The following is a 23,525-nucleotide window of genomic DNA, read 5'->3' on the forward strand; positions in this document are numbered from 1 at the left end:
AAGGGCGAGACACGATGACCACCATTCACGAACCCGTCACCACTACCGCGGCGCCCGACGACCTGTCGGTGTGGCCGAGCTCCACCACGGAACCGCGCCCCGGCGACGCGGCCGTCGGTGGTGTGTCGCTCGCGGAGGTCGCGGGCCGCTACGGCACACCTGCGTATGTCCTCGACGAGGGCGAGGTCCGCCACCGCTGCCGGACCTATCGCGACGCCTTCCCGGAGGCCGAGGTCCACTACGCGGCCAAGGCCTTCCTGTGCCGCGCGATGGCGCACTGGGTGTCGGACGAGGGCCTCGGCCTCGACGTCTGCTCCGCCGGTGAGCTGGAACTCGCGGTCACCGCGGGCTTCCCCGCCGACCGGATCGTCCTGCACGGCAACGCCAAGACGCCGCACGACCTGAAGCGGGCCCTGTGGTACGGCGTCGGCCGCATCGTCATCGACAGCCCCTCGGAGATCGCCCGGATCGCCGCGGCGGTCGGCCCCGACGGTCACCAGAAGGTGATGGTCCGCGTGGTTCCCGGCATCAGCGCGGGAGGCCACGACAAGATCCGTACCGGCACCGAGGACCAGAAGTTCGGTCTGTCCATCAGTGACGGCTACGCCCAGCACGCCATCGCCCGAATCCTCGACCAGCCGCAGCTCGAACTCACCGGCCTGCACTGCCACTTGGGCTCCCAGATCGCCGATGTCAAGCCGTACCTGGCGGCGGTGCGCCGCATGGTGGGTCTGATGGCCCGGCTGAAGGAGCAGCACGGCCTCGTGCTGCGCGAGCTGGACCTCGGCGGCGGGCACGGCATCGCCTACCGTCCCGGCGAGCCCGCCATGGACCTCACCCGCCTGGCCCGCAAGGTCCGCGCCGAGCTGACCGAGGCGTGCGCGGCGGCCGGGCTCACGGTGCCGCGCCTGATCATCGAGCCGGGCCGGGCCGTCGTGGGGCCCGCGGGGGTCGCCCTGTACCGCGTCGTGTCCGTCAAGCACACCGGCGGCCGCACCTTCGTCGCGGTCGACGGGGGCATGAGCGACAACCCGCGGCCCGCGCTGTACGGGGTGCGCTACGCGCCGCGCCTGGTCGGCCGCCGGGGCAGCGCGGACCTCGCCCCGGTCACGGTCGTCGGCCGGCACTGCGAGGCCGGTGACGTGCTCGCCGCGGATGCCCGTCTCCCCGATGACGTACGGGCCGGTGATCTGATCGCCGTGCCGGTGTCCGGTGCCTACCACCTGTCGATGGCCTCCGGCTACAACGCCGTTGGCCGGCCGCCGGTGGTCGCGGTCCGCGACGGGCGCGCCCGACTCCTCGTGCGCCGTGAGTCGTTGGAGGACATCCACAGCCGCGACGTGGGCCTGTAGGCCCTTTCTTCACGCTCCGGTCCGCTCGGTGCCCACGTTCCGTGCGAGGTGCTGCAACAGTCGGCTCAATTCGGCGCGGTCGGCGTCCGAAAGGCCCGTGTTGAGGCCGCGGTCGAAGGTGGCCGCGGCCTTCCGCATGCGCGTGAAGGCCGCTTCGCCCGCCTCGGTCAGCTCCACCACGTGGATGCGCCGGTTCGTGGTGTCGCGGCGCCGGGTGATCAGGCCCCGCTTGTCCATCGCGTTGAGATGGTGCGTGAGGGTCGCGTCCCGGACGCCGACCGCCTCGGCCAGCCGGCGCTGATTGGCGGGGCGCCCGGTCTTCAGGTTCAGCAGGATCAGCCACACCGGCAGCGAGCCGTCGGCCTCCTCCAGCGCTTCTTCGAAGGCCCGGCTGACCGTGCGGGCGGCTTGGCTCAGCTGGAGGCCGAGGGGCGGGGAGGCGGGCTGCTGCATGTCCGAACCTTAGCAGCGATGTCGAAACGTTTGATGTCTAAGCATTAGGCGTCTACCCTTGGAGGGTGAGGAGGGGGCGTCACGGCGCACCCGTCGGAGGAGAAGAGGTCCCACCATGTCCACCAGGAACTACCTGCGCCCGCCGTGGGCGGCGCGCGTCATCGGCGGACGCATGGCGCGCCTGGTCAAGCCCAAGGTGGTCAGCCTGCTGTCGGTCCCCGGACGCACCACCGGCGCCTGGCGCTCCACCCCCGTGGCCGTGCTGGACCACGGCGGCGCGGAATACCTGCTGGCGGCCTACGGCGACACCGAATGGTCCCGCAATCTGCGCGCCAGCAAGTCGGGCCGCCTCACCCGGCGCGGCCGCGTCGAGCAGTTCACGGCGGTCGAGGTCGGCCCGTCCGAGCTCCAGGCGCTCATGGAGGCCTACCTGGGGCAGTTCGGCAAGCTCCCGAACGTCGCCAAGACCTTCGAGACACTCCCGGACCCGGCCGACCACCCCGCCTTCCGCATCACGGTCACGGGGAGCGAGCGCGCATAGGCGCGCCGGGTCTCAGTCCTCCCAGCGCTTGCGCACGGCCGCCGCAGGCCCGGTCACCAGCGTGTCCGGTGGTACGTCCTTGGTGACCACGGCTCCGGCGCCGACCACGGCACCGCGGCCGATCGTGACGCCGGGCAGTACCGTCACCGACGCGCCGAGCCATGCGTCGGCCTCGATCGTGATGGGTGCCCGCGTGAAGTACTCGGGTCGCTCGGACGCGCGGATCGGATGGTTGGCGGAGATCAGATTGGTCTTCGGCCCGATCAGCACGCCGTCGCCCAGGCTGATCCCGCCCTGGTCGAGGAACGTGCATCCCTGGTTCACGAAGACGTGCTCGCCGAACTCGATGCGGAGTCCGAAGTCCGTGTAGAAGGGCGGGTAGACGGTGACGGAGTCGGGCACCGGCTTGCCGACGATGTCGGAGAGCAGCGCCGCGCGTGCGGTCTTGTCGTCGAAGGGCAGGACGTTCAGCCGTGAGGTCAGCGTGGTGACGTGCTCGATGCGCTCGGCTACGCGCGCGAACTCGGGTGTGTGGACGTAGAGGCGATCCTGATCGGGCATGGCAGTCATCCAAGCCATCGGCGGATGCCGGGATCAAACAACGAACATGGCGCGCAGGCACAACGGTTGGTTGTGCGCGTCGTGCCACGCATTCGGGGCGTAAAGGTGTGAATCTATCGATATGACTTCGACGCCCAACGCCGCGCAACCGTCCATCACGCAGCGGCAGACGGAACTGCGTGCACGTCTTCCGTTCTCCGACACCCAGGACTTCGAGGACGCCAAGCGGGGTTTGATCGCCCGGCGCGCACCGAACGCCGTCACCGCCGAGGACGGGCGCGTCGTGTGGGACAACGACACGTACGCCTTCCTCAAGGGCGACGCCCCCGACACCGTGAACCCGAGCCTGTGGCGGCAGTCCCAACTCTCCGCGGAACACGGCCTGTTCGAGGTCGTCGAGGGCATCTACCAGGTGCGCGGCCTCGACCTGTCGAACGTCACGTTCATCGAGGGCGACACCGGTGTCATCGTGATCGACCCGCTGCTGTCGAAGGAGCCGGCCGCGGCGGCGCTGGAGCTGTACCGGGAGCACCGCGGCGAGCGTCCGGTCGCCGCCGTGGTCTACACCCACTCGCACGCCGACCACTTCGGCGGCGTCAAGGGTGTCACCACGCAGGAGGACGTCGACGCCGGGCGCGTACCCGTCATCGCGCCGGAGGGCTTCACCGAGCACGCCGTGGCCGAGAACGTGTACGCGGGCACCGCCATGGCCCGCCGTGCCTCCTACATGTACGGGGCGGCGCTCGCCCGCGGGCCGCAAGGGGCGGTCGGCGCCGGGCTCGGACAGACGACCTCGACCGGCGGTGTCACGCTGATCCCGCCGACGCTGTCCATCACGACGACGGGCCACGAGGAGACCGTGGACGGGGTGCGCATGGTCTTCCAGATGGCGCCCGACACCGAGGCACCGTCGGAGATGCTGATCCACTTCCCCGACTTCAGGGCCCTGTGCGCGGCCGAGGACGCCACGCACACCCTGCACAACCTGCTGACCCTGCGCGGCGCCGTGGTCCGCGACCCGCACGGCTGGTCGCACTACCTCACGGAGACCATCGACCTCTTCGGCGACAAGAGCGACGTCGTCTTCGCCTCGCACCACTGGCCGACCTGGGGTCAGGAGCGCGTCGTCGAGTTCCTGGAGTGCCAGCGCGACCTGTACGGCTACCTCCACGACCAGTCGCTCCGCCTGATCAACAAGGGCTGGACCGGCAGCGAGATCGCGGAACACCTGCAACTGCCGCCCGCCCTGGAGAACGCCTGGAACGCCCGCGGCTACTACGGCTCCGTCAGCCACAACCTCAAGGCCATCTACCAGCGCTACATGGGCTGGTTCGACGGCAACCCGGCCCATCTGTGGCAGCACCCGCCCGTCGAGGCGGGCAAGCGCTACGTCGAGTTCATGGGCGGCGCCGACACCGTCGTGGACAAGGCGCGCGGCTCCTTCGACGCGGGCGACTACCGGTGGGCCGCCGAGGTGCTCAGCCATGTCGTGTTCGCCGAGCCCGACCACTCGGCGGCGCGCGAACTGCTCGCCGACACCTACGAGCAGCTCGGCTACGGCGCGGAGAACGGTCCCTGGCGCAACTTCTACCTCTCCGGCGCCACCGAACTGCGCGACGGCCAGTTCGGCACCCCCACCGTCGCCGCGTCGGCCGACGTGATCGCGAACCTCAGCCCGACGATGCTGTTCGACGCCATCGCGATCCAGGTCGACGGGCCCAGGGCCTGGGACGAGAAGCTCAGCATCGACGTCCAGCTCACGGATGTCGACGAGCGCTACCGGCTCCGCCTCGCCAATGGTGTGCTCACCTACAGCGCCGCGTCCCAGAGGACCGCGGCCGATGTCTCCCTCAGCGGCGAGGCCCAGTCCCTGTCCGCACTGGCCGTCACGGGCCTGACCCCCGAGGGCCTGAAGCGGGCGGGTGTGCAGGTCCAGGGCGACGCTTCGGTGCTCGGCCGACTCGCCTCGGTGCTCGACCCCGGCGACCGGGACTTCGCGATCGTCACCCCGTGAACTTCACCAGGTAAAAAATGTAACTCGGTTACGTTATTATGGCTCCCGTGATGAACGACAAGGCACAGCAGACGGACGAAGACCAGGGCGGGGCACACCCCGTCCTGGTCACGGGAGCCACCGGCCGGATCGGCCGGGCGGTGGTCGACGAACTCCTGGCGGCGGGCGTGCCCGTGCGGGCGCTCACGCGCGATCCCGCGGCCGCGGACCTCCCGGCCGGGGTCGAGGTCGTGGCGGGCGACTTCGCCGACCCCGCCTCGCTCGACCCCGCACTGCGGGGCGTGCGCTCGGTGTTCCTCCTGTGGACGGCGCCGCCCGCCACGGCCGGGGCCGTCATCGAGCGGATCGCGGCCTACACACGACGGATCGTCTTCCTCTCCTCGCCGCACCGGACACCGCACCCGTTCTTCCAGCAGCCCAACCCGATGGCCGATCTGCACGCCGCGATCGAGCGCCTGATCGCGGCCTCCGGGCTCGACTCCACGATCCTCAGGCCCGGCATGTTCGCCTCGAACGTACGCCTGTGGTGGGAGGCCACCATCAACGCCGGCGAACCCGTCCGGTGGCCCTACGTCGACGTCGGGACCGCCCCGATCGACGAGCGCGACCTCGCCGCCGTGGCGGCCCGCACCCTGTACGAGGACGGGCACACCGGCGGCGACTACGTCCTCACGGGGCCCGAGGCACTCACCCACGCGGAGCAGGTGCGCGTGATCGGCGACGTCATCGGCCGCCCGGTCCCCTTCGAGGAGCTCACGCCCGACGAGTTCCGGCGCGCCACCGAAGGTGTCTGGCCGCGGCCGGTCGTCGACATGCTGCTCGACGCGTGGGGCGCGAGCGAGGGGCACCCGGCGTACGTGACGACCACGGTGGCCGATGTCCTCGGGGTGCCCGCGCGGACGTTCCGCGAGTGGGCCACCGATCAGTGGAAGATGCCGCTGTAGGCGTTCAGCGCCGGCTGTCCGCCGAGGTGTGCGTACAGGACGTTCGAGTCCCTGGGGATGTCACCGCCGCGCACGAGATCGATGAGCCCGGCCATCGACTTGCCTTCGTACACCGGGTCGAGGAGCACGCCCTCCAGTTCACCGGTCAGCCGGATCGCGTCCACGGTGGACTCGACCGGGATGCCGTAGCGGTCACCGGCCCAGCCCTCCAGGACGGTGATCTCGTCCTCGTGCAACTCCCGCCCGAGGTCGATGAGTTCGGCGGTGGAGCGGGCGATCTTCGCCACCTGGGCGCGGGTCTCGTCGAGTTTCGCCGAGGCATCGATGCCGATCACCCGGCGTGGCCTGTCCTGCCCCGCGAACCCGGCGATCATGCCCGCATGTGTGCTGCCGGTGACGCTGCACACGACGACCGTGTCGAAGAAGACGCCCAACTCGCGTTCCTGCTGCTCCACTTCGTACGCCCAGTTCGCGAAGCCGAGGCCGCCGAGCGGATGGTCGGAGGCGCCGGCGGGGATCGCGTACGGGGTGCCGCCCGAGGCGCGTACGTCGTCCAGGGCCTGCTGCCAGCTGTCCTTGAAGCCGATACCGAACCCGGCCTCGACCAGGCGTACGTCGGCTCCCATGATCCGGGAGAGCAGGATGTTGCCGACCTTGTCGTTGACCGCGTCCGGCCAGTCGACCCAGCTCTCCTGCACCAGCACGGCCTTCAGGCCCAACTTGGCGGCGACGGCGGCCACTTGCCGGGTGTGGTTGGACTGTACGCCGCCGATGCTGACGAGCGTGTCCGCGCCCTGGGCGAGCGCGTCGGGGATCAGATACTCCAGCTTGCGGGTCTTGTTGCCGCCGAAGGCGAGCCCGGCGTTGCAGTCCTCCCGCTTGGCCCAGACGCGCGGGCCGCCGAGGTGGGCGCTGAGCCGGTCCAGCGGGTGCACGGGGCTGGGGCCGAACAGGAGGGGGTGGCGCTCGAAGTCGTTCAGGGACATGGGGACTCCTTGCGTGGGCGGGCCCGTCGGGCGCTGGTCGTCGGGGACTGGTCAGTGGGCGTGCAGGGCGCGGCGGCGCAGCACGAACAGGCTGGTCAGGCTCGCCACGGCGGCGAACGCCACCCAGTAACTGGGGGCCGCGGACTGCCCGGTCGTATCGAGCAGCCAGGCCGCGATCATCGGGGTGAAGCCGCCGAAGACGGTGACACCGATGTTGTAGCCCACGGCCATCCCGGTGGCGCGGGTTTCGGCCGGGAAGATGCCCGCCATGAGAGCGCCCATGGGACCGTAATAGCAGCCCTTGAAGAGTGCCATCACCATGACGACGCCGATCAGCAGGGCCAGCGAGGGCGCGGCCACGAGGAGCGCGAACATCGGGTAGATCAGCAGCAGGACCGCGCCCGCCGCCGGAATCATGATCGCGATCTGGCCCACCCGGTCGGAGAAGTGACCGGCCACACTCGTCACCACCAGCAGTACCAGGCCACCGGCGAGCGCCGCGATGAATCCCGTGGAGTCCGGGAGGCCCAGGGTCTTCGTCGCGTACGTCGGGATGTACGTGATCAGGTAGTTGAGGCAGGTCGTGACGGCGAGCAGCCCGATGGTGAGCAGCACGCCGGCCTTGTGCTCGCGCAGCATGGTGCGCACCGGCCGGGCGGTGGCCGCCTCCGCGGTGGAGGCGGTGGCGGTGGTGGGCGGCTCGGGCACGTTGCGGCGGATGTAGAGGCCCACGGGCGCCACGAGCAGGCCGATGAGGAACGGGATCCTGAAGCCCCATGAGGTGAGCTGGTCCTCGCTGAGCGTCGAGGTGAGCACGGTGCCGAGGAGGGCCGCGAGCAGCGTGCTGGCGGCCTGGCTGGTGAACTGCCAACTGGCTGCGAAACCCCGCCGGTTCGGCATGAACTCGACCATCAGGGCCGTCGCGCTGCCGAACTCGCCACCCGCCGCGAAGCCCTGGATGAGCCGGGCGAGCAGGATGCCGATGGGCGCGACCACGCCGATCGCCGCGTACGACGGCATCACGCAGATCAGCAGCGTGCCCACCGCCATCAGCCCGATCGACCAGGTCAGTGCCGCCTTTCGGCCCGCCCGGTCGGCGTACGAACCCAGGACGAGAGCGCCCACCGGCCGGATCAGGAAGGAGACACCGAAGGTGCCGAGGGTGAGGAGCAGCGACACCGCCGGGTCGTCATTGGTGAAGAAGACCTTCGAGAGGTACGTCGCGAAGTAGCTGTAGACCGCGATGTCGTACCACTCCAGGGCGTTGCCGACACACGCCGCGGTGATGATCTTCCCTGGGCTCGGGGTGGTGCTCGCCCGTGCCGCGGTTCTCGCTGGTGGTGCGCTCATGGGGTGTTCCCGTCGGTGGAAGGGGCCTGCGGGGGCCAGGTGCCGTGAGCGGCGAGTTCGGCGAGATCCCAGAAGAGGCCGGCCATCACCTGGAGCGAGTCGCGGACGAGCGGGGCGGGCAGGTGCTCGTCGGGGGCGTGCTGGGAGCAGCCCGGGTAGGAGTGCGGAACCCACACGGTGGGCAGGCCGAGGCCGCGGGAGAACGCGGAGTTGGGCAGCGATCCCGCGAGGTTGGGCAGGAGCGCGGGCGGCGTGCCGGTCGTGCGCTCCAGCGAGTCGAGCGTCCAGCGCACCCAGGGGTTGTCCGGGTCGAGGCGCGACGCCTCCATGCCGTAGTCGGCGGTGACCTCGACCATGTCGAAGCCGTGCTCGTCGAGGTGCTTGCGCAGCGCCTGCTCCACCTCGGACGACTCCAGGCCGACGACGAAGCGGAGCTGGCAGTGGGCGCGGGCGCTGCCGGGGATGGCGTTGGTGGGGTTGTCCGGCTGGCCCGTGGTCATGGCGAGGACCTCGATGGTGTTCCATGCGAAGAGGCGCTCGTTCGGGGTGAGCCCCGGCTCGCCCCAGCCGGGATCGGGCGTCGGCCCGTCGGTGCCGGCGGGGATGTCCGCGAGGGCGCGGCGCACCTCGTCGGGGATCCCGGCGGGGCGCAGGCCCTCGACGCGGATGCTGCCACGGTCGTCCACGAGGCAGGCGATCGCGTTGGCCAGGACGGTGCCGGGGTTGCGCAGCAGCCCGCCCCAGTTGCCCGAGTGGTGGGACCCCTCGCGCAGGTTGAGGCCGAGGGTGAAGTTCGCGGCGCCGCGGGAGCCGAGGAAGACGGTGGGCCGGTCCTGCGCGACGCGGGGGCCGTCGGAGCCGATGAGCAGGTCCGCGGCCAGCAACCGGTCGCGCTGCTGCTCGCAGAACTCGGCGAGGCCGGGGGAGCCGAACTCCTCGCCGGTCTCAAGCAGCAGCACCACGTTGTAGCCGAGCCGCCCGTCCCGCTGCCCGATGACCTGCTCCAGGGCGACGAGATTGACCAGGTGCTGCCCCTTGTTGTCGGCGACGCCGCGCCCGTACCAGCGCTCGCCCTCGACGGTGAGCCGCCAGGGGTCGAGCCCTTCGCGCCAGCGGTCGGGGTGCCCCGGCTGTACGTCCGCGTGACCGTAGGTGAGCAGCGTGGGCAGGCCCTCGGCCTCGGTGCGGCGGGCGACCAGGAACGGGTGGCGGGCGGAGACGGGGTTGTCCGCGATCTCGACGGTGAACCCCATGCGTTCGAGGCGGGGAGTGGTCTCCTCGGCCAAGTAGCGGTGCAGCGCGGGTTCCTGGCGCGGGTCGTGGCTCTCGGTCGGGACCGCGACGAGGCGGGTGAGTTCTTCGAGGAACGTCCCGGAGTCGAAGTGGTGTGCTGCGCTGTCGATCGCGTCCTGTCTGCTCATGGGCCACGACGGTGGCACCGCTCGGAGCAGGCCAACAAGGGGCGGTGGGAGGTCCGTCGGTGACAATATGGGAACGCGTGCGTTGCCGCAGAGGCAACGCTTGCTGCCCGGATATGTATACGAACAGGCGCGCGCGGAGCGTGCGGGGAGACATCCAATGCCGCTGGTCGACCCGGCCCTGAAGTACTTCGTCGCCGTCTTCGAGACGGGCTCGGTGAACGCGGCGGCACGTCGTCTCTTCGTCGCGGGCTCCGCGGTGAGCCGTCAACTCGCCCGGCTGGAACGGGAGGTGGGCGCCCCGCTCTTCGACCGTCTGCCCAGTGGTGTCATCGCCACCCCGGCCGGGCGGGCGTTCGCGGGCTTCGCGCGGCGGGCGATCCAGGACGCCGAGGCGTTCACCGAGGAGGTGCATCAGCGCCGGACGACCCGCGCCGTGATCACGGTCGCCGCCACCATCGGTGTCACCCACCATCTGCTGCCCGACGTCGCGGCCGGCTTCCACGCGGAGCACCCGGAGGCCCGCGTCATCCTGCACGTGGCACGGCCGACGGAGGCTACCCAGATGGTGGCGGAGGGCATCGCCGACCTCGGCGTCACCTTCAACATCGCGCTGCCTGCGGGTGTTTCGATCCGTTACACGCAAGAGGCACCGCTCTGCGCGATCGTCCGCAGGGGCCACCCGCTCGCGGACAAGCCGGCGGTCTCGGTGCGCGACCTCGTCGAGCACCCGGTGGCCCTGCCCTCGACGGACACCACGAGCCGGCTGCTCCTGGAGGCCTCGGCGGCGGCCCACCAGCTCACGGTGGAGGGCGTCTTCGAGTGCACGACGGTGGACGCCCTCCTGCGCTTCGTGCGCGCCAGCAGCGCGGTCACCCTGGCCAGCCGCGTCACCCTGGGCCCGTCCGACCGCCGGGCGCTGGCCGCCGTCCCCCTGGAGGAGAAGGAGTTCCGCCAGCGCACCCTCCAGGTCCAGTGCCGCGCCGGCCGCGAACTCTCGCCCGCCGCGGCGGACTTCATGGACCGGGTCGTCGATGCGCTGGGGCACCGGGCGGTGTGACTGGTCTCGGACGCCGGTGACCAGTAGGTTCACGGAAACGACGTGTAATAGGCACGGAGTTTTGGTGGGCGAGGGGCGGGGAACCGGGGATGCGTGCGTGGAGACCGGGGCGGGGGCGGAGTGTGTCGCGGGCCGCGGCGGCTCTGCTGGCCGTCGTCATCATGGCCACCGGCGTCGGGTGCGATGTCATCAAGAGGACGGACGACGCGCGTCCGGAGCCCCGGCGGTCGCAGGCCAAGGCCTCCAATCCGCCGGCCGGGCTGCCCTCGAAGTTCACCGCCGGGCAGCGGCTCGCATGGGCGGGCTGTTCGGCGCCGTCCGGGGCGCGGGGCCACGGGTATGAATGCGCCACCATGAAGGCGCCGTTGGACTACCGGCGGCCCGGCCGCGACGCCATCGACGTCGCGCTCATACGGAAGCGGGCCACCGGTGCGGAGCGCGAACGCATCGGGTCCCTGCTGCTCAACTTCGGTGGGCCGGGGGTGTCCGGTGTCGTCGGGCTGCCCAGGTTCTTCGATCAGTACGCGCCCCTGGGGGAGCGTTACGACCTGGTCGGTTTCGACCCCCGTGGGGTCGGCGGGACCATCCCCGTGACCTGCGTGGCGAGGCGGTACGAGGCCCGGGACGCCTGTCCGAAGGGGTCCGGGAAGGTCCTGCCGTACATCGGCACCTCGCAGACCGCGCGCGACCTGGACCTGATGCGCTATCTGCTCGGGGACGAGGAACTGCACTACTTCGGTGTGTCCTACGGGACCGAGCTCGGCGGGGTGTACGCCCACCTGTTCCCGAAGAACGTGGGGCGCCTCGTGCTCGAAGCCCCCGTCGACCCGACGCGGGACCAGGTGGCGGGCGAGGTCGCCCAGGTGAAGGCCGTGCAGCGGGCCTTCGAGCGCTTCGCCCGACACTGCGCCCGCGCCTACGACGACTGCCCCCTCGGCCGGGACCCCGACCGGAAGGTCACCGCGCTCCTGCGCGAACTGGAGAAGACGCCCGCCCGCACCGGCGGCAAGGAGAAGCTCGACGGTACCGATGCCGCCTACGCCGTCTCCGACTATCTGGACCGGGGCAAGGAGGGCTGGCGACCCCTGGCCAAGGCGCTCGACGACGTCATGACTCGGGGCGACGCCCGCGCACTGATGGGCGCCGCCGACGACCACGAACCGGGCGCCCGCGCCCGCACCACCGCCCCCTCCGGCGACAACGGCACCACCGCCCTCGTCGCCATCACCTGCACCGACTCCAACGTGCGCCCCGGATACGACGGCCGGGCCGACGTGATGGCCAGGAGGATCAGGGCGGCCTCTCCCGTCTTCGGGGAGGCGTGGTCCAACAGCGTGTACCTCTGCTACGAGTGGCCGTTCGACGGCGAGCGCGCCGACCCCGACGTCAGCGCGCGGGGCGCCCGCCCCATCCTGGTCGTCGCGGGCACCGGGGACCCCACGACCCCCTACGAGGGCGGTGGGCACATGGCGGCCGAGCTGGGCGAGGGCGTCGGTGTGCTGCTGACCGTGCGGGCCGAGGGCCACGGCACGTACCCGCAGGTCCGCTGCGCGACCCGGGCCATCGACACGTACCTCCTCGACGGCACGACACCGAAGAACGGCACGACGTGCCCATAGGGCCCGATCCAAACGACAGGCCCCAGCAGAACGCCGCGGCCGGAGCAGACATCTGCTCCGCCCGCGGCGGTGTGCTTCCTCGGTCGTCCGGGGCCGTCAGTCCCCGTGGCCGAGCGCGACGTCGAGGTCGCTCGGGTTGCCGCCGCCCGCCACCGTGACCGGCTTCGACACCGGCGGGTAGCCGCTGGCGATCACCGTGTACGTGGCGCCGGACAGGCCGGCGAAGGCGTACGCGCCGTCGTCGCCCGTGGTGTGCACCGCGACCACGTTGCCCGCCTGGTCGAGGAGGGTGACGCGGGCGTCGTTCACCGGGGCGCCGGCGGTGCCACGGACCGTGCCGGTCAGGGTCGCCGCGGAGCGCAGCACGGCGTCCTGCCGAGTGGCGGTGCCACCGGCGACGTGGGCCTGGCCCGCGTACGGCTGGAAGCCCTCCGCGCTGGCGGTGAACGTGTAGGCGCCGGGCGGCAGTTGCGGCAGCGAGTAGCCGCCGTCCGTGTCGGTGAGCGCCGAGCCGACGGTCTCACCGCGCTCGTCGGTGGTGACGACGAGCGCGCCCAGGACGGGAGCCGAGTCGGACTCGGACCGTACGGTGCCGTAGAGGCCGCCGTCGCCGCTGAGGACGAGGTCGAAGCTGACCGGTCCGTCCGCGCGGAGCGCGAGGGTGGCGACCCGCGGATCGCGGCCGGGCGCCGAGCCGACGAGGACGTAACCGTCACCGTCGGCGGCCGGGGCCGACACCGCGTAGCTGCCGTCGGCGGCGGCGGTGCCGCGGCCGATCTGGGCGCCGGTGCGGTCGATCAGCGTGACGACGGCGCCCGTCAGGGGAGCGCCCTGACCGTCGAGGATCCGGCCGTGCACACCCGGCCCCTCCACCGCGGAGGCGGTGGCGACGGGGGTGACAGGAGCGGCGGCGGCGACGGCCTCGCCGGCCACCTCGGTGGCCTCGGACGCCTCGGACGCCGAATCGACCTTCCGCTGCGCCTGCGCCTGCGGACGGCCCGCGCGGTACAGCAGGACCGAGACGATGAGACCGGCCACGAAGAATCCGGCGGCCCACCAGTACGCGGTCGCGTAGCTGTGCACGGCGGCCTCGGCCTGGGCGGCCTTCGAGGCACCGTGGTCGGCGATGTAGTTCGTGGCGGCCGTCGCGGCCATGGTGCTGAACAGCGCGGTGCCGATCGAGCCACCGACCTGCTGCATGGTGTTCACGGTCGCGGCGGCGACGCCCTGGTCCTTCGGGTCGACCCCGAGGGTGGCGAGGCTCATCGCGGGCGGCATCACGAGACCGATACCGACGCCGATCATGATCAGCGGCGGCAGCACGTGCGAGGCGTAGCTGCTGGTCACGTCGAGCGCGGTGAGCCAGACCAGGCCGCCCGCGGTGAGACCCATGCCGACCGGGACGACCGGCTTGGGGCCGAGCTTCGGGACCAGCACCATGGTGGCGAGCTGCGCCGTCACCATCAGCGACAGGATCATCGGCAGGAAGGCGACGCCCGTCTCCATGGGGCTCTTGCCGAGGATCATCTGGAGGTAGTAGGTCAGGAACAGGAAGATCCCGAACATGCCCGCGCCGGTGATGAACACGCTCACGTAGGAGGCGGCGCGGTTGCGGTCGGCCAGGACGCGCAGCGGCAGCAGCGGGTGCTTGGCCTTCGTCTGCCACACGATGAAGAGCGCGAGCAGGACGACGCCCGCGGCCAGGAAGACCCAGCACATCCAGTTGCCCCAGCTGTGCGTCTCGGCGTTGGAGAAGCCGAAGACGATGCTGAAGAGGCCTGCCGCGACGAGCAGCGTGCCCAGCAGGTCGAGCTTGGGGCGCGGTCCCGGCGCGGGCTTGCGGACGAAGATGACCGCGCCGACGACCGCGACCGCGGCGATGACCAGGTTGACGTAGAGCGTCCAGCGCCAGTCGAGGTGCTCGGTGAGGAAGCCGCCGAGCAGCATGCCGATGGCACCGCCGGAACCGGCGATCGCACCGAAGATGCCGAAGGCCTTGGCGCGTTCCTTCGGCTCGGTGAACGTCGTCGTCAGAAGTGCCATCGCGGTCGGCGCGAGGATCGCGCCGAACACACCCTGCAGGGCGCGGCCCGCGACGAGCATCGAGAAGCCGGTGGCGGCACCGGCGAGGGCGGACGAGCCCGCGAACCCTATGAGGCCGATGATCAGCGTGTTCTTGCGTCCGAAGAGGTCGGACAGTTTGCCGCCGAGCAGCAGGAGGCTGCCGAAGGCGAGCGAGTAGGCGGTGACGACCCACTGGCGGCCGTCGTCGGAGAAGCCGAGGTCCGCCTGGGCGGACGGCAGGGCGATGTTCACGATGGTGGCGTCGAGCACCACCATCAGCTGGGCGAGGCCGATGACGGCCAGGACCCACCAGCGGTGGGGCACGTGGTGCGCGGCCGGGGCGCCCGGCGGCTGTGCGGACGAGGCCGCGGCCGGACGCTCGCGCGCGTCGAGCGGGGTGGGCATTGCGTGGTCCTTCGAGGTCTGTCGGGAGCCGGAGGCCGGGAGGGGCCGGAGGCGGTCAGGCGGCCAGCAGCAAGGGGAGGACGACGGTGTCCACGTAGCGCTGGAGATATTCGGTGTCGGCTGCCCGGCGCTCGAGGAGCGGCCGGCAGAAGACGGAGCCGACGAACATGTGCGGAAGGAAACCGCAGGCGGGCGCGGTGCGGTCGATCTCGCCGCGCTCCGCGGCCCTCGTGAGCATCGCCTCGAACAGGTCGAGCTCGGGCTGGACGAGCGCCTCGTGCACGGCGTCCGCGAGATCCGCGTCCTTGCGGATGGCCAGCGAGATGCCGCGTACGAGGTCGAGGTCCTTGCGGGCCTCGCCGATCCGCTGCGCGAGCGCGTGCAGATCGCCCCGCAGGGACCCGGTGTCGAGGTCCTCCAGGGAGAACGGCCGCATCTCGCGCAGTGCCTCGGACACCAGGCGTGGCTTGCTGCCCCACTGCCGGTAGAGCGTGGCCTTGCTGCACCGCGACTCCGAGGCGACGGCGTCGAGCGTCATCGTCTCGTAGCCGACGTCGCGTACGAGGTCGAGGGTGCGTCCGTAGAGCTCGCGCTCCCGCTCGGGTGTGAGCCGGGTGCGCCGCTTGTTGCGGGTGAGGGGTTCGGGCAGCCCCATGGGTTCCTTGCCTGACGGTGGTGCGCGGATCCGCTCGCGGTCTGTCGTGCGCGGATAAGCGATCCGAAACGGTTTCGTACCGCTAAAAGGTACGCCCTCCCGACATCGAAACGCAAACGTTTCGCTGCGAGGGTCGGCGGGCTCGCGGACTCAATGATTCCGAACGCGCATCGCAAGATGCGAAATCGGTGTTGGACGCGCATCAGCAGCAGCTCATAGCGTCACGCCAGACCAGTGACGCGGGCCATACGGGAGTTGGCCCGCCGCCGGTACGCCTGTCGCACACATGAGTTACGTCTGTCGCACACCTCAGTTCGGGAGCACCACCGCTATGACCGCCTACACGCCTGCCGACCTCGGTCGACGACTCGGCTCGGGCCTGCTGTCCTTCCCCGTGACGCACTTTCACGGCGCGGACCACCCCTCCTCCTTCGACTTCGACGAGGAGGCCTACCGGGAGCACATCGGCCGCCTGGGAGCGTACGAAGTGGCCGGGCTCTTCGCGGCCGGCGGCACCGGCGAGTTCTTCTCGCTGACCGTGCCCGAGGTCGGGCGCGTCGTCGCCGCCGCCGTGGCCGCCGCGCCCGAGGGCACGCCGATCCTGGCCCCGGTCGGCTACGGCACCGCCACCGCCGTCGAGATGGCCAGGGCCGCCGAGAGCGCGGGCGCCGACGGCATCCTGCTCTTCCCGCCCTACCTCACCGAGGCCCCGCAGGACGGACTCGCCGCGCACGTCGAGGCGGTGTGCAAGGCGACGGACCTCGGTGTCATCATCTACAGCCGCGCCAACGCCGTGTACGGTGCCGACACCGTGGCCCGCGTCGCCGAGCGCTGCCCGAACCTGATCGGCTTCAAGGACGGCGTCGGTGACATCGACGCCATGACCCGCATCTACACGAAGCTCGGCGACCGGCTCACCTACGTCGGCGGCCTGCCGACCGCCGAGACCTTCGCCCTGCCGTACCTCGAACTCGGTGTCACCACCTACTCGTCGGCCATCTTCAACTTCGTCCCCGAGTTCGCGCTCTCCTTCTACGCGGACGTCCGCGCACGCCGCCACGACGAAGTGCTGCGCAAGCTCGACGAGTTCGTCCTGCCGTACACGGAGATCCGCAACCGCAAGAGCGGCTACGCGGTCAGCATCGTCAAGGCGGGACTCGCCGTCACCGGCCACCCCACGGGCCCGGTCAGGCCCCCGCTGACCGACCTCGAACCGGACGAACTGGACGCACTCGCCGCGCTGATCAAGGGCATCAGCCTCTGAGAGCGCACAGCGCACGACCCATGAACCGCCCGCCCCTTCCGTAGGTCCCCTCAGCCGCCTGCGAGCCGCACGCGAAAGGTCTCACCGTCCATGAGCACCAAGGCCGTTCCCCCCGCCGACACCCCCGTCGTCGCTTCGATGCGGGTCGTCCCGGTCGCAGGCCAGGACAGCATGCTGCTGAACCTGAGCGGCGCCCACGCCCCGTACTTCACGCGCAACCTGGTGATCCTCACCGACTCCGACGGCCGGACGGGCGTGGGTGAGGTCCCCGGCGGCGAGCCCATCCGCGGCACCCTCGAGGACGCCACCGACCTGGTGGTCGGCCGGCCCGTCGGCGACCCGCAGGTCGTGCTGCGCGCGATACGCGAGCGCTTCGGCGACCGGGACGCGGGCGGCCGCGGCGCGCAGACCTTCGACCTGCGCGTCACCGTGCACGCGGTCACCGCGGTCGAGGCGGCGCTGCTCGACCTGCTCGGCCAGTACCTGAACGTGCCGGTCGCGGCGCTCCTCGGGGAGGGCGTGCAGCGTACGTCTGTGCCCGTCCTCGGCTACCTCTTCTACGTCGGCGACCGGCGCCGCACCGACCTCCCGTACCGCGACGAGTCCGACGCCAAGGACGCCTGGGAGCGGCTGCGCAGCGAGGAGGCGCTCACCCCCGAGGCGGTCGTCGCGCTCGCCGAGGCGGCCCAGGAGCGGTACGGGTTCCAGGACTTCAAGCTCAAGGGCGGTGTGCTCGACGGGCGCGCCGAGGCCGACGCCGTCACCGCGCTCGCCGAACGGTTCCCCGAGGCCCGCATCACCCTCGACCCCAACGGCGGCTGGCTGCTCGACGACGCCATCGACATCGGCCGTTCGCTGCGCGACGTCCTCGCGTACGCCGAGGACCCGTGCGGCGCCGAGGGCGGGTACTCGGGCCGTGAGGTGATGGCCGAGTTCCGCCGCGCCACCGGCCTCAAGACCGCCACCAACATGATCGCGACGGACTGGCGGCAGCTGGGCCACGCCATCAAGACGGACGCGGTCGACATCCCCCTCGCCGACCCGCACTTCTGGACCATGAACGGTTCGGTGCGCGTCGCCCAGCTCTGCGACGCCTGGGGCCTCACCTGGGGTTCGCACTCCAACAACCACTTCGACGTATCGCTGGCGATGTTCACACATGTCGCCGCCGCGGCGCCCGGTGACATCACCGCGATCGACACCCACTGGATCTGGCAGGACGGCCAGAGCCTGACCCGGGAGCCGCTGCCCATCGAGGGCGGTGCCATCGCGCTCCCCGAACGCCCGGGCCTGGGCGTCGAGTTGGACATGGATCAGGTCGAGGCGGCGCACCAGCGCTACCTCTCCCTCGGCCTCGGCAGCCGGGACGACGCCGCCGGTATGCAGTACCTGCTCCCCGGCTGGACCTTCGACGCCAAGCGCCCCGCGCTGGTGCGCTGAGTCCTCTCCGCCCGGAGCTCTCTTCCCGGTGCGGCGTCCGCCCGAGGCGCCGCACCGAGCCCCCGCATGCCCTGACTTCCGAACGTGCCCCCGTCACTTCGAAGGAGAAGTGATCATGCCAATGCTCGTCGTTGCGCTCAGTGTTGTGGCGCTGCTGTTCCTGATGACCAAGGTGAAGCTGAACGGCTTCATCGCCCTGCTCCTCGTCGCGGTGGTTGTCGCGATGGTCCAGGGCATCAGCCTGCCGGACATCTCCGATGTACTGGAGACCGGTATCGGTGATCAACTCTCCGGCACCCTGCCGGTGATCGGCCTAGGGGCCATGGTCGGCCGCGTGATGGGTGACGCGGGAGCGGCCCAGCGCATCGCCACCAAGCTGACCAAGGCGTTCGGTGACCGGTGGGTCCAGGTGGCGATGGTCGTCACCGCGATGCTCATCGGTGTCACCATGTTCTACGAGGTGGCCTTCGTCATCATCGTCCCGGTGGCCTTCACCCTGGTCCGTGTCACCCGGCAGAACCTGCTGTGGATCGGCCTGCCGATGTCCATCGCGCTCTCCACGATGCACAGCTTCCTGCCGCCGCACCCCGGCCCGACCGCCGTGGCCGAGATGTTCGACGCCTCCGTCGGCAAGACGCTCTTCGTCGGCCTGTTCATCGCCGTCCCGGCCGGCGCGCTGATCGCCCTGGTCTGGCCCCGACTGCCCTTCGTCCGCCGGATGAACCCGTCGATACCCAAGGGCCTGGTCACCGAGCGCGTCTTCGAAGAGGACGAGATGCCGGCCCTCGGCTGGTCGCTCGCGGTCGCCCTGCTCCCGGTGATCCTCATCGCCGGCGCGGCCATCGCCGAGATGTCCCTCGACGACCACGCCTTCGGCATGGGTGTCATCAAGTTCGTCGGTTCCCCCGAGTTCGCGCTGCTGCTGACCCTGCTGCTCGCGATCTACGTCTTCGGCCCGCGCATCGGCCGCTCCCTCAAGGACATCGCCACCTCCTGCGGCGACGCCGCCAAGTCCATGGCCATGATCATGCTGGTGATCGCGGCGGGCGGCGCGTACAAGAACGTCCTCGTCGAGGGCGGCATCTCGGACTACATCAAGGACACCACCGAGCACTGGTCGATCTCCCCGCTGCTCCTCGCCTGGCTGATCGCCGCCATCCTGCGCATCGCCCTCGGCTCGGCCACGGTCGCCGTGTCCACGGCCGCGGGCATCGTGGCCCCGATGGTGGCCGGCAGCGGTTCGTCCCCGGAGCTGATGGTGCTCGCCGTCTCCTGTGGCTCGATCGCCTTCTCCCACGTCAACGACCCGGGCTTCTGGATGTTCAAGGAGTACTTCAACCTCTCGGTCCTCGACGCGATCAAGGCGCGGACCACCTATACGACGGTGCTGGCAGTGTTGGGTCTCGGTGGGGTCATGGCGCTCAATGCCGTGATGTGACGATTCGACAGGCATTTGTCACAGCCATGTATGAGTGCGCGGTCGACAGGAACGGTTCACCGTCGGTCGGGGTCTTCACGATCAGTAACGCTCGCCCCGCCGAGCGGACAAGCGCCACCGACCACGGAGGAACCCACACCATGCGCGCTCAGAAGACCGCCCTCGCCGCCCTGGCCCTCGTCGCGGGCCTCTCGCTCACGGCCTGCCAGGGCAACGAGGACTCAGCCGCGGGCACGGACGACTCCGGTTCCTCCTCGTCCTCCTCGCCCTCCAACTCCGGTGGTGACGACGCGCAGCAGGGCGCGGACGACAACGCTACGAACACCGGGGACGGCGCGTCCGCCACCGGCTCGGCCGACGCCAACGAGGGCAGCGGCGGTGGACAGATCAACACCGGGCCCTGCAAGACGGCGAACCTCACGTTCAGCACGTCCCACGGCATGGCCGAGGGCGACCTCATGGTCGCCATGAAGAACACCAGCGACGCCTGCTCCCTCAAGGGCTTCCCGGGCGTCGACCTCAAGGCCGACAACGGCCCCGGCGGCATCAGCGCCGCGCGCAGCGACCGCACCGCCCCGGCCGTCGTCCTCAAGAACGGCGAGGAGACCCGCTTCACGCTGCACACCCCGCGCAACGACACCGGCGGCTCGGGCGTCGACATCGTCAGCATCGTCGTCACACCGCCGGGCGAGACCCACTCCAAGACCCTGCCGGTCTCCCTCAACCTGCCGGCGAGCGACTCCACCGACTCCAACGTGACGGTGGACCCGGTCGGCTCCGGCAAGCAGTGACGGGCGAGTGACGGTAAAGGGAAACCGGAACCCGGGTTTCCCTTTACCGTTTCTTTGCTGATAGAAAACTCCGGATCACCCCGCTCGTACCGCACTGCCTGAGGTGCCTGCCCCACCCCGGAGTCCCGTTGTCCTACTCACCCTGGTCGCTGCTCAGCGACGCCGGTCTCATCGCGGCGCTGCTGCTCGTCGGCACACTGCTGCGGGCCCATGTCCGGCTGTTCCAGCGGCTGATGCTGCCCTCCAGCGTCATGGCGGGCTTCCTCGGCCTCGCGCTCGGACCCGAAGGGGCGGGGCTGCTGCCCTTCTCCGACCAGCTCGGCACCTACGCGTCCGTCCTGATCGTCGTCGTGTTCGCCTGCCTCGCCCTCACCGACGGCCTCGGCCTCAAGGGCTTCGGCAAAGCGGCAGGCTCCTTCGGCTCGTACGGTGTCGCCGCCTACGCCCTACAGGTGGGCCTCGGCGTCATCCTCGGCCTGGTGCTGCTGCAGCCCGTGTGGGACGTGCCCGACGCCTTCGGCGCGCTGCTCTTCGCGGGCTGGGCCGGCGGCTTCGGCACGGCGGCCGCGCTCGGCACCGCCTTCGAGGCCAACGGCTGGGAAGGAGCCAGCTCGCTCGGCTTCACCTCGGCCACCGTGGGCATGCTCGTCGGCGTCGTCGGCGGCATCATCCTGTGCAACTGGGGCGCGCGGCGCGGCCACACCAGCAGCGTCGGCCGCTTCGAGACACTCCCCGACGAGCTGCGCACCGGCCTCGTGCGCGACGAGGCGGAGCGCCACCCCACCGGCAGGGCGACCACCTCGCCCGCCTCGATCGAACCGCTCGGCTTCCAGATCGCGGTCGTCGCCGCGCTCGCCGCCGCCGCGTACGGCGTCTCCGAGTGGATCACCGGGATGTTCCCCTCGCTGATGCTCCCGGTCTTCGCGCTGGCCTTCATCCTCGGCCTGCTCCTGCGCGCCGTCGTGGCCCGCACCAAGGCCTGGAACTACGTCGACGGGGACTCGCTCAAGTCGCTCTCGGGCACCGCCACCGACGTCCTGATCACCTGCGGCATCGCCGCCATCGTGCCCAGCTTCGTCGCCGACTACTGGCTGCCGCTGGCGCTGATGTTCGCGGTCGGCCTCGCTCTCGTGCTCTTCCTCTTCCTGGTCGTCGCGCCGCGCCTCTTCGAGGGGAACTGGTTCGAGAAGGGGCTCGTCACGTGGGGCTGGACGACCGGCGCCGCCGCGACCGCGATCGCCCTGCTGCGCATGGTCGACCCGAAGCTGAAGAGCGGCACGCTGGAGGAGTTCGGCGTCGCGTACATCCCCGTCGCGCCCGTCGAGACGGCCACCGTGACCTTCGTGCCCGTTCTGCTGTCGTCCGGTGCCGCCTGGGCCGTGGGCGGTGCCTGGGCCGCGGTCGGTGTGCTCGCGCTCGTCCTGCCGTGGCTGGCCGGATGGGCACCGAAGCGCGGGGCGAAGGCGGCCGCGGCGCCGGTGCGGGAGAACGCCGGAGTCTGACACCGCGCCACACATCGAGAACGCCCCGGGCCACCGTGTCCGGGGCGTTCGTCGTGCGCCACCCCTGGACGGGCTCTCCGAATCATCCGATGATTGCGAGGCATCGCACGCGCTCCCCTTCCGCCCCAACGGCCCCCGGAGACGCCCGAGATGACCGAAACCGGAAGATCATCCTCCCCAGCGCCCGCCCCCTTCCCCCTGCGCACCAAACTCCTCCCGCCGCCCGCCGTCCGCGAGCTGCCCGCACCGCCCGCGAAGACCTGGCGCATCATCGGCCCCGGCATCGTGGCCGCCGGGGTCGGGCTGTCCTCGGGCGAGTTCATCCTCTGGCCGTACATCGCCACGCAGGTGGGCCTCGTCTTCCTGTGGGGCGCCGTGGTGGGTGTGGTCACCCAGTGGTTCCTCAACATGGAGATCGAGCGCTACACCCTCGCCACCGGCGAGACCGCCGTGACCGGCTTCAACCGCTACTGGCGGCACTGGGGCCTGGTCATGGTGGTGTTCACCTACGCGGCCAACCTCTGGCCGGGCTGGGCCACCAGCTCGGCGACGATGCTCAGTTACGTGTTCGGCGGCACGCCCGCCTACATCGGCATCGGTCTCCTGGTCCTCATCGGCCTGATCCTCACCCTCGCGCCCGTCGTCTACAACGCGCTGGAGAAGCTGCTCGGCTTCAAGATCCTCGTCATCGGCGGCTTCTTCGTCCTCGCCCTGATCCTCGCGGTCACCGCCACCACGGTGGGCGATCTGCCGAAGGCCGTCACCGACGCGACGTTCCCCTCCGAGCTCGGTGTCGCCGTCCTCATGGGCGCCCTCGCCTACGCGGGCGCGGGCGGCGGGCAGAACCTCGTGCAGAGCAACTGGATCCGGGACAAGGGCTTCGGCATGGGCCACTACGTGCCCCGCCTGGTCAGCCCGGTCACCGGCAAGGAGGAGGCCGCGGGCCCCGTCGTCGGCTATGTCTTCGAGCTCAACGAGACCAACATGGCGCGCTGGCGCCGCTGGTGGCGCTTCGCCAATGTCGAGCAGGCCGTCACCTTCGTACTCGTCACCGTCGTCACGATCGTCCTGTCGTCGTTGCTGGCGCACTCGACGCTGTTCGGGACCGGCGGCCTCGAGAACAACGTCGGCTTCATCGAGAAGGAGGGGCAGGTCCTCCAGGAGCGCGTCGGCGACTGGTTCGGCGTGTTCTTCTGGCTGGTCGGCGCGTTCTCGCTGTTCACCGCGGCCACCGGCATCATCGACTACACCAGCCGGATGGCGGCCGACGTCCTCAAGTCGACGTATCTGCGCGGCAGTCGGACGAGCGAGTCGCGGATGTACGCGCGCCTGGTGTGGGCGGTCGTCGCCGTCGGCGCGATCGTGCTGCTCTCCGGGCTCGACCAGCCGCTCGTCCTGCTCGTCATCTCGGCCTGCGTGTCCGGGCTGATGATGTTCGTGTACTCGATCCTGCTCCTCGTCATGAACCGCACCGCGCTGCCGAACCCCCTGAAGGTGCGCGGCATTCGCGTGGCCGCGCTGGTGTGGGCGGTGGTGCTCTTCGGCGTGCTGTCCGTACTGACGGCTCGGCAGCAGCTGACGGATCTGTTCGGCTGAACCACCCCGGCTACGTAAACCACCCCGGCTACGTACAGGAGAGACATTCATGGCACACGGTGACGCGGTCCG

19 protein-coding genes are annotated in these 23,525 nt (G+C 70.7%); 12 read left to right on the forward strand and 7 right to left on the reverse strand.

Features of this window, described 5'->3' with window-relative positions; translation table 11 throughout:
• Positions 1–14: 14 nt before the first annotated feature.
• Entirely contained in the window at positions 15–1,352 is a 1,338-nt protein-coding gene (gene lysA, locus OKJ99_RS15350) for a diaminopimelate decarboxylase (protein ID WP_326016759.1), read from the forward strand.
• A gap of 9 nt (positions 1,353–1,361) precedes the next feature.
• Here the strand turns inward: lysA and OKJ99_RS15355 are convergent, their stop codons facing one another.
• Positions 1,362–1,805, reverse strand: a complete 444-nt coding sequence (locus tag OKJ99_RS15355) for a MarR family winged helix-turn-helix transcriptional regulator (protein WP_326016760.1) — start codon at positions 1,803–1,805, stop codon at positions 1,362–1,364.
• Between the two features lie 115 nt (positions 1,806–1,920).
• Here OKJ99_RS15355 and OKJ99_RS15360 point away from each other — a divergent pair, with 115 nt between their 5' ends.
• Positions 1,921–2,346 (forward strand): nitroreductase/quinone reductase family protein, encoded by a 426-nt coding sequence (locus OKJ99_RS15360; protein ID WP_326016761.1) that lies wholly within the window; start codon positions 1,921–1,923, stop codon positions 2,344–2,346.
• Positions 2,347–2,358: 12 nt separating this feature from the next.
• Here OKJ99_RS15360 and OKJ99_RS15365 read toward each other — a convergent pair whose 3' ends face one another.
• Positions 2,359–2,907: a DapH/DapD/GlmU-related protein gene (locus OKJ99_RS15365; protein WP_326016762.1), complete on the reverse strand. Its 549-nt coding sequence runs from the start codon at positions 2,905–2,907 to the stop codon at positions 2,359–2,361.
• A 121-nt stretch (positions 2,908–3,028) separates the two neighbouring features.
• On the opposite strand from OKJ99_RS15365, the gene OKJ99_RS15370 reads away from it, so the two are divergent.
• Both OKJ99_RS15370 and OKJ99_RS15375 read left to right on the forward strand, forming a co-directional pair.
• Positions 3,029–4,921: an alkyl/aryl-sulfatase gene (locus tag OKJ99_RS15370; RefSeq protein WP_326016763.1), complete on the forward strand. Its 1,893-nt coding sequence runs from the start codon at positions 3,029–3,031 to the stop codon at positions 4,919–4,921.
• A 50-nt stretch (positions 4,922–4,971) separates the two neighbouring features.
• Entirely contained in the window at positions 4,972–5,865 is an 894-nt protein-coding gene (locus OKJ99_RS15375; protein WP_326016764.1) for an NAD(P)H-binding protein, read from the forward strand.
• On the opposite strand, the gene OKJ99_RS15380 is transcribed toward OKJ99_RS15375, so the two are convergent.
• Genes OKJ99_RS15380 through OKJ99_RS15390 form a run of 3 tightly spaced genes read right to left on the reverse strand, consistent with a single transcriptional unit; the run spans position 5,844 to position 9,622 of the window.
• Complete coding sequence (locus OKJ99_RS15380) at positions 5,844–6,851, reverse strand: 1-aminocyclopropane-1-carboxylate deaminase (protein ID WP_326016765.1); 1,008 nt, start codon at positions 6,849–6,851, stop codon at positions 5,844–5,846. The genes OKJ99_RS15375 and OKJ99_RS15380 overlap by 22 nt on opposite strands.
• A gap of 51 nt (positions 6,852–6,902) precedes the next feature.
• Entirely contained in the window at positions 6,903–8,201 is a 1,299-nt protein-coding gene (locus OKJ99_RS15385) for an MFS transporter (protein WP_326016766.1), read from the reverse strand.
• Positions 8,198–9,622: a M20 family metallopeptidase gene (locus tag OKJ99_RS15390; RefSeq protein ID WP_326016767.1), complete on the reverse strand. Its 1,425-nt coding sequence runs from the start codon at positions 9,620–9,622 to the stop codon at positions 8,198–8,200. The genes OKJ99_RS15385 and OKJ99_RS15390 overlap by 4 nt, the downstream gene beginning before the upstream one ends.
• 157 nt (positions 9,623–9,779) lie before the next feature.
• Here OKJ99_RS15390 and OKJ99_RS15395 point away from each other — a divergent pair, with 157 nt between their 5' ends.
• Both OKJ99_RS15395 and OKJ99_RS15400 read left to right on the forward strand, forming a co-directional pair.
• Positions 9,780–10,679, forward strand: a complete 900-nt coding sequence (locus tag OKJ99_RS15395) for a LysR family transcriptional regulator (RefSeq protein WP_326016768.1) — start codon at positions 9,780–9,782, stop codon at positions 10,677–10,679.
• 89 nt (positions 10,680–10,768) lie between these two features.
• Positions 10,769–12,298, forward strand: coding sequence for an alpha/beta hydrolase (locus OKJ99_RS15400; RefSeq protein ID WP_326016769.1), 1,530 nt, complete (start codon positions 10,769–10,771; stop codon positions 12,296–12,298).
• 96 nt (positions 12,299–12,394) lie between these two features.
• Here OKJ99_RS15400 and OKJ99_RS15405 read toward each other — a convergent pair whose 3' ends face one another.
• Both OKJ99_RS15405 and OKJ99_RS15410 read right to left on the reverse strand, forming a co-directional pair.
• Entirely contained in the window at positions 12,395–14,767 is a 2,373-nt protein-coding gene (locus OKJ99_RS15405; RefSeq protein ID WP_326016770.1) for an MFS transporter, read from the reverse strand.
• Positions 14,768–14,822: 55 nt separating this feature from the next.
• Positions 14,823–15,422 carry a TetR/AcrR family transcriptional regulator gene (locus tag OKJ99_RS15410; protein WP_326016771.1) on the reverse strand — a complete coding sequence of 200 codons (600 nt, stop codon included), beginning with the start codon at positions 15,420–15,422 and terminating at the stop codon, positions 14,823–14,825.
• 331 nt (positions 15,423–15,753) lie between these two features.
• Here OKJ99_RS15410 and kdgD point away from each other — a divergent pair, with 331 nt between their 5' ends.
• The 6 genes from kdgD (at position 15,754) to OKJ99_RS15440 (ending at position 23,453) form a co-directional block, all read left to right on the forward strand.
• Complete coding sequence (gene kdgD, locus OKJ99_RS15415) at positions 15,754–16,686, forward strand: 5-dehydro-4-deoxyglucarate dehydratase (RefSeq protein ID WP_326016772.1); 933 nt, start codon at positions 15,754–15,756, stop codon at positions 16,684–16,686.
• A gap of 90 nt (positions 16,687–16,776) precedes the next feature.
• On the forward strand, positions 16,777–18,126 hold the full coding sequence (gudD, locus tag OKJ99_RS15420) for a glucarate dehydratase (protein WP_326016773.1): 1,350 nt from the start codon (positions 16,777–16,779) through the stop codon (positions 18,124–18,126).
• 115 nt (positions 18,127–18,241) lie between these two features.
• Positions 18,242–19,564 carry a gluconate:H+ symporter gene (locus OKJ99_RS15425; protein WP_326016774.1) on the forward strand — a complete coding sequence of 441 codons (1,323 nt, stop codon included), beginning with the start codon at positions 18,242–18,244 and terminating at the stop codon, positions 19,562–19,564.
• Between the two features lie 140 nt (positions 19,565–19,704).
• Positions 19,705–20,355 carry a DUF4232 domain-containing protein gene (locus OKJ99_RS15430; protein WP_326016775.1) on the forward strand — a complete coding sequence of 217 codons (651 nt, stop codon included), beginning with the start codon at positions 19,705–19,707 and terminating at the stop codon, positions 20,353–20,355.
• A gap of 128 nt (positions 20,356–20,483) precedes the next feature.
• The gene (locus tag OKJ99_RS15435) at positions 20,484–21,857 is read left to right on the forward strand and encodes a sodium/glutamate symporter (RefSeq protein ID WP_326016776.1); all 1,374 of its coding nucleotides are present in this window, start codon (positions 20,484–20,486) and stop codon (positions 21,855–21,857) included.
• Between the two features lie 150 nt (positions 21,858–22,007).
• Positions 22,008–23,453, forward strand: coding sequence for an Nramp family divalent metal transporter (locus OKJ99_RS15440; RefSeq protein ID WP_326016777.1), 1,446 nt, complete (start codon positions 22,008–22,010; stop codon positions 23,451–23,453).
• The last annotated feature ends 72 nt before the right edge of the window (positions 23,454–23,525 follow it).

Origin of the sequence: Streptomyces endophyticus (assembly GCF_035798155.1) — a bacterium.
In the GTDB taxonomy this organism is placed as follows: Bacteria; Actinomycetota; Actinomycetes; order Streptomycetales; family Streptomycetaceae; genus Streptomyces; species Streptomyces endophyticus.

What these genes read in the sequence shown, in the direction of transcription:
- lysA (WP_326016759.1), top strand. Translation starts at nt 15, where the DNA reads ATGACCACCATTCACGAACCCGTCACCACTACCGCGGCGCCCGACGAC.
- OKJ99_RS15355 (WP_326016760.1), bottom strand. Translation starts at nt 1,805, where the DNA reads ATGCAGCAGCCCGCCTCCCCGCCCCTCGGCCTCCAGCTGAGCCAAGCC.
- OKJ99_RS15360 (WP_326016761.1), top strand. Translation starts at nt 1,921, where the DNA reads ATGTCCACCAGGAACTACCTGCGCCCGCCGTGGGCGGCGCGCGTCATC.
- OKJ99_RS15365 (WP_326016762.1), bottom strand. Translation starts at nt 2,907, where the DNA reads ATGCCCGATCAGGATCGCCTCTACGTCCACACACCCGAGTTCGCGCGC.
- OKJ99_RS15370 (WP_326016763.1), top strand. Translation starts at nt 3,029, where the DNA reads ATGACTTCGACGCCCAACGCCGCGCAACCGTCCATCACGCAGCGGCAG.
- OKJ99_RS15375 (WP_326016764.1), top strand. Translation starts at nt 4,972, where the DNA reads ATGAACGACAAGGCACAGCAGACGGACGAAGACCAGGGCGGGGCACAC.
- OKJ99_RS15380 (WP_326016765.1), bottom strand. Translation starts at nt 6,851, where the DNA reads ATGTCCCTGAACGACTTCGAGCGCCACCCCCTCCTGTTCGGCCCCAGC.
- OKJ99_RS15385 (WP_326016766.1), bottom strand. Translation starts at nt 8,201, where the DNA reads ATGAGCGCACCACCAGCGAGAACCGCGGCACGGGCGAGCACCACCCCG.
- OKJ99_RS15390 (WP_326016767.1), bottom strand. Translation starts at nt 9,622, where the DNA reads ATGAGCAGACAGGACGCGATCGACAGCGCAGCACACCACTTCGACTCC.
- OKJ99_RS15395 (WP_326016768.1), top strand. Translation starts at nt 9,780, where the DNA reads ATGCCGCTGGTCGACCCGGCCCTGAAGTACTTCGTCGCCGTCTTCGAG.
- OKJ99_RS15400 (WP_326016769.1), top strand. Translation starts at nt 10,769, where the DNA reads ATGCGTGCGTGGAGACCGGGGCGGGGGCGGAGTGTGTCGCGGGCCGCG.
- OKJ99_RS15405 (WP_326016770.1), bottom strand. Translation starts at nt 14,767, where the DNA reads ATGCCCACCCCGCTCGACGCGCGCGAGCGTCCGGCCGCGGCCTCGTCC.
- OKJ99_RS15410 (WP_326016771.1), bottom strand. Translation starts at nt 15,422, where the DNA reads ATGGGGCTGCCCGAACCCCTCACCCGCAACAAGCGGCGCACCCGGCTC.
- kdgD (WP_326016772.1), top strand. Translation starts at nt 15,754, where the DNA reads ATGACCGCCTACACGCCTGCCGACCTCGGTCGACGACTCGGCTCGGGC.
- gudD (WP_326016773.1), top strand. Translation starts at nt 16,777, where the DNA reads ATGAGCACCAAGGCCGTTCCCCCCGCCGACACCCCCGTCGTCGCTTCG.
- OKJ99_RS15425 (WP_326016774.1), top strand. Translation starts at nt 18,242, where the DNA reads ATGCCAATGCTCGTCGTTGCGCTCAGTGTTGTGGCGCTGCTGTTCCTG.
- OKJ99_RS15430 (WP_326016775.1), top strand. Translation starts at nt 19,705, where the DNA reads ATGCGCGCTCAGAAGACCGCCCTCGCCGCCCTGGCCCTCGTCGCGGGC.
- OKJ99_RS15440 (WP_326016777.1), top strand. Translation starts at nt 22,008, where the DNA reads ATGACCGAAACCGGAAGATCATCCTCCCCAGCGCCCGCCCCCTTCCCC.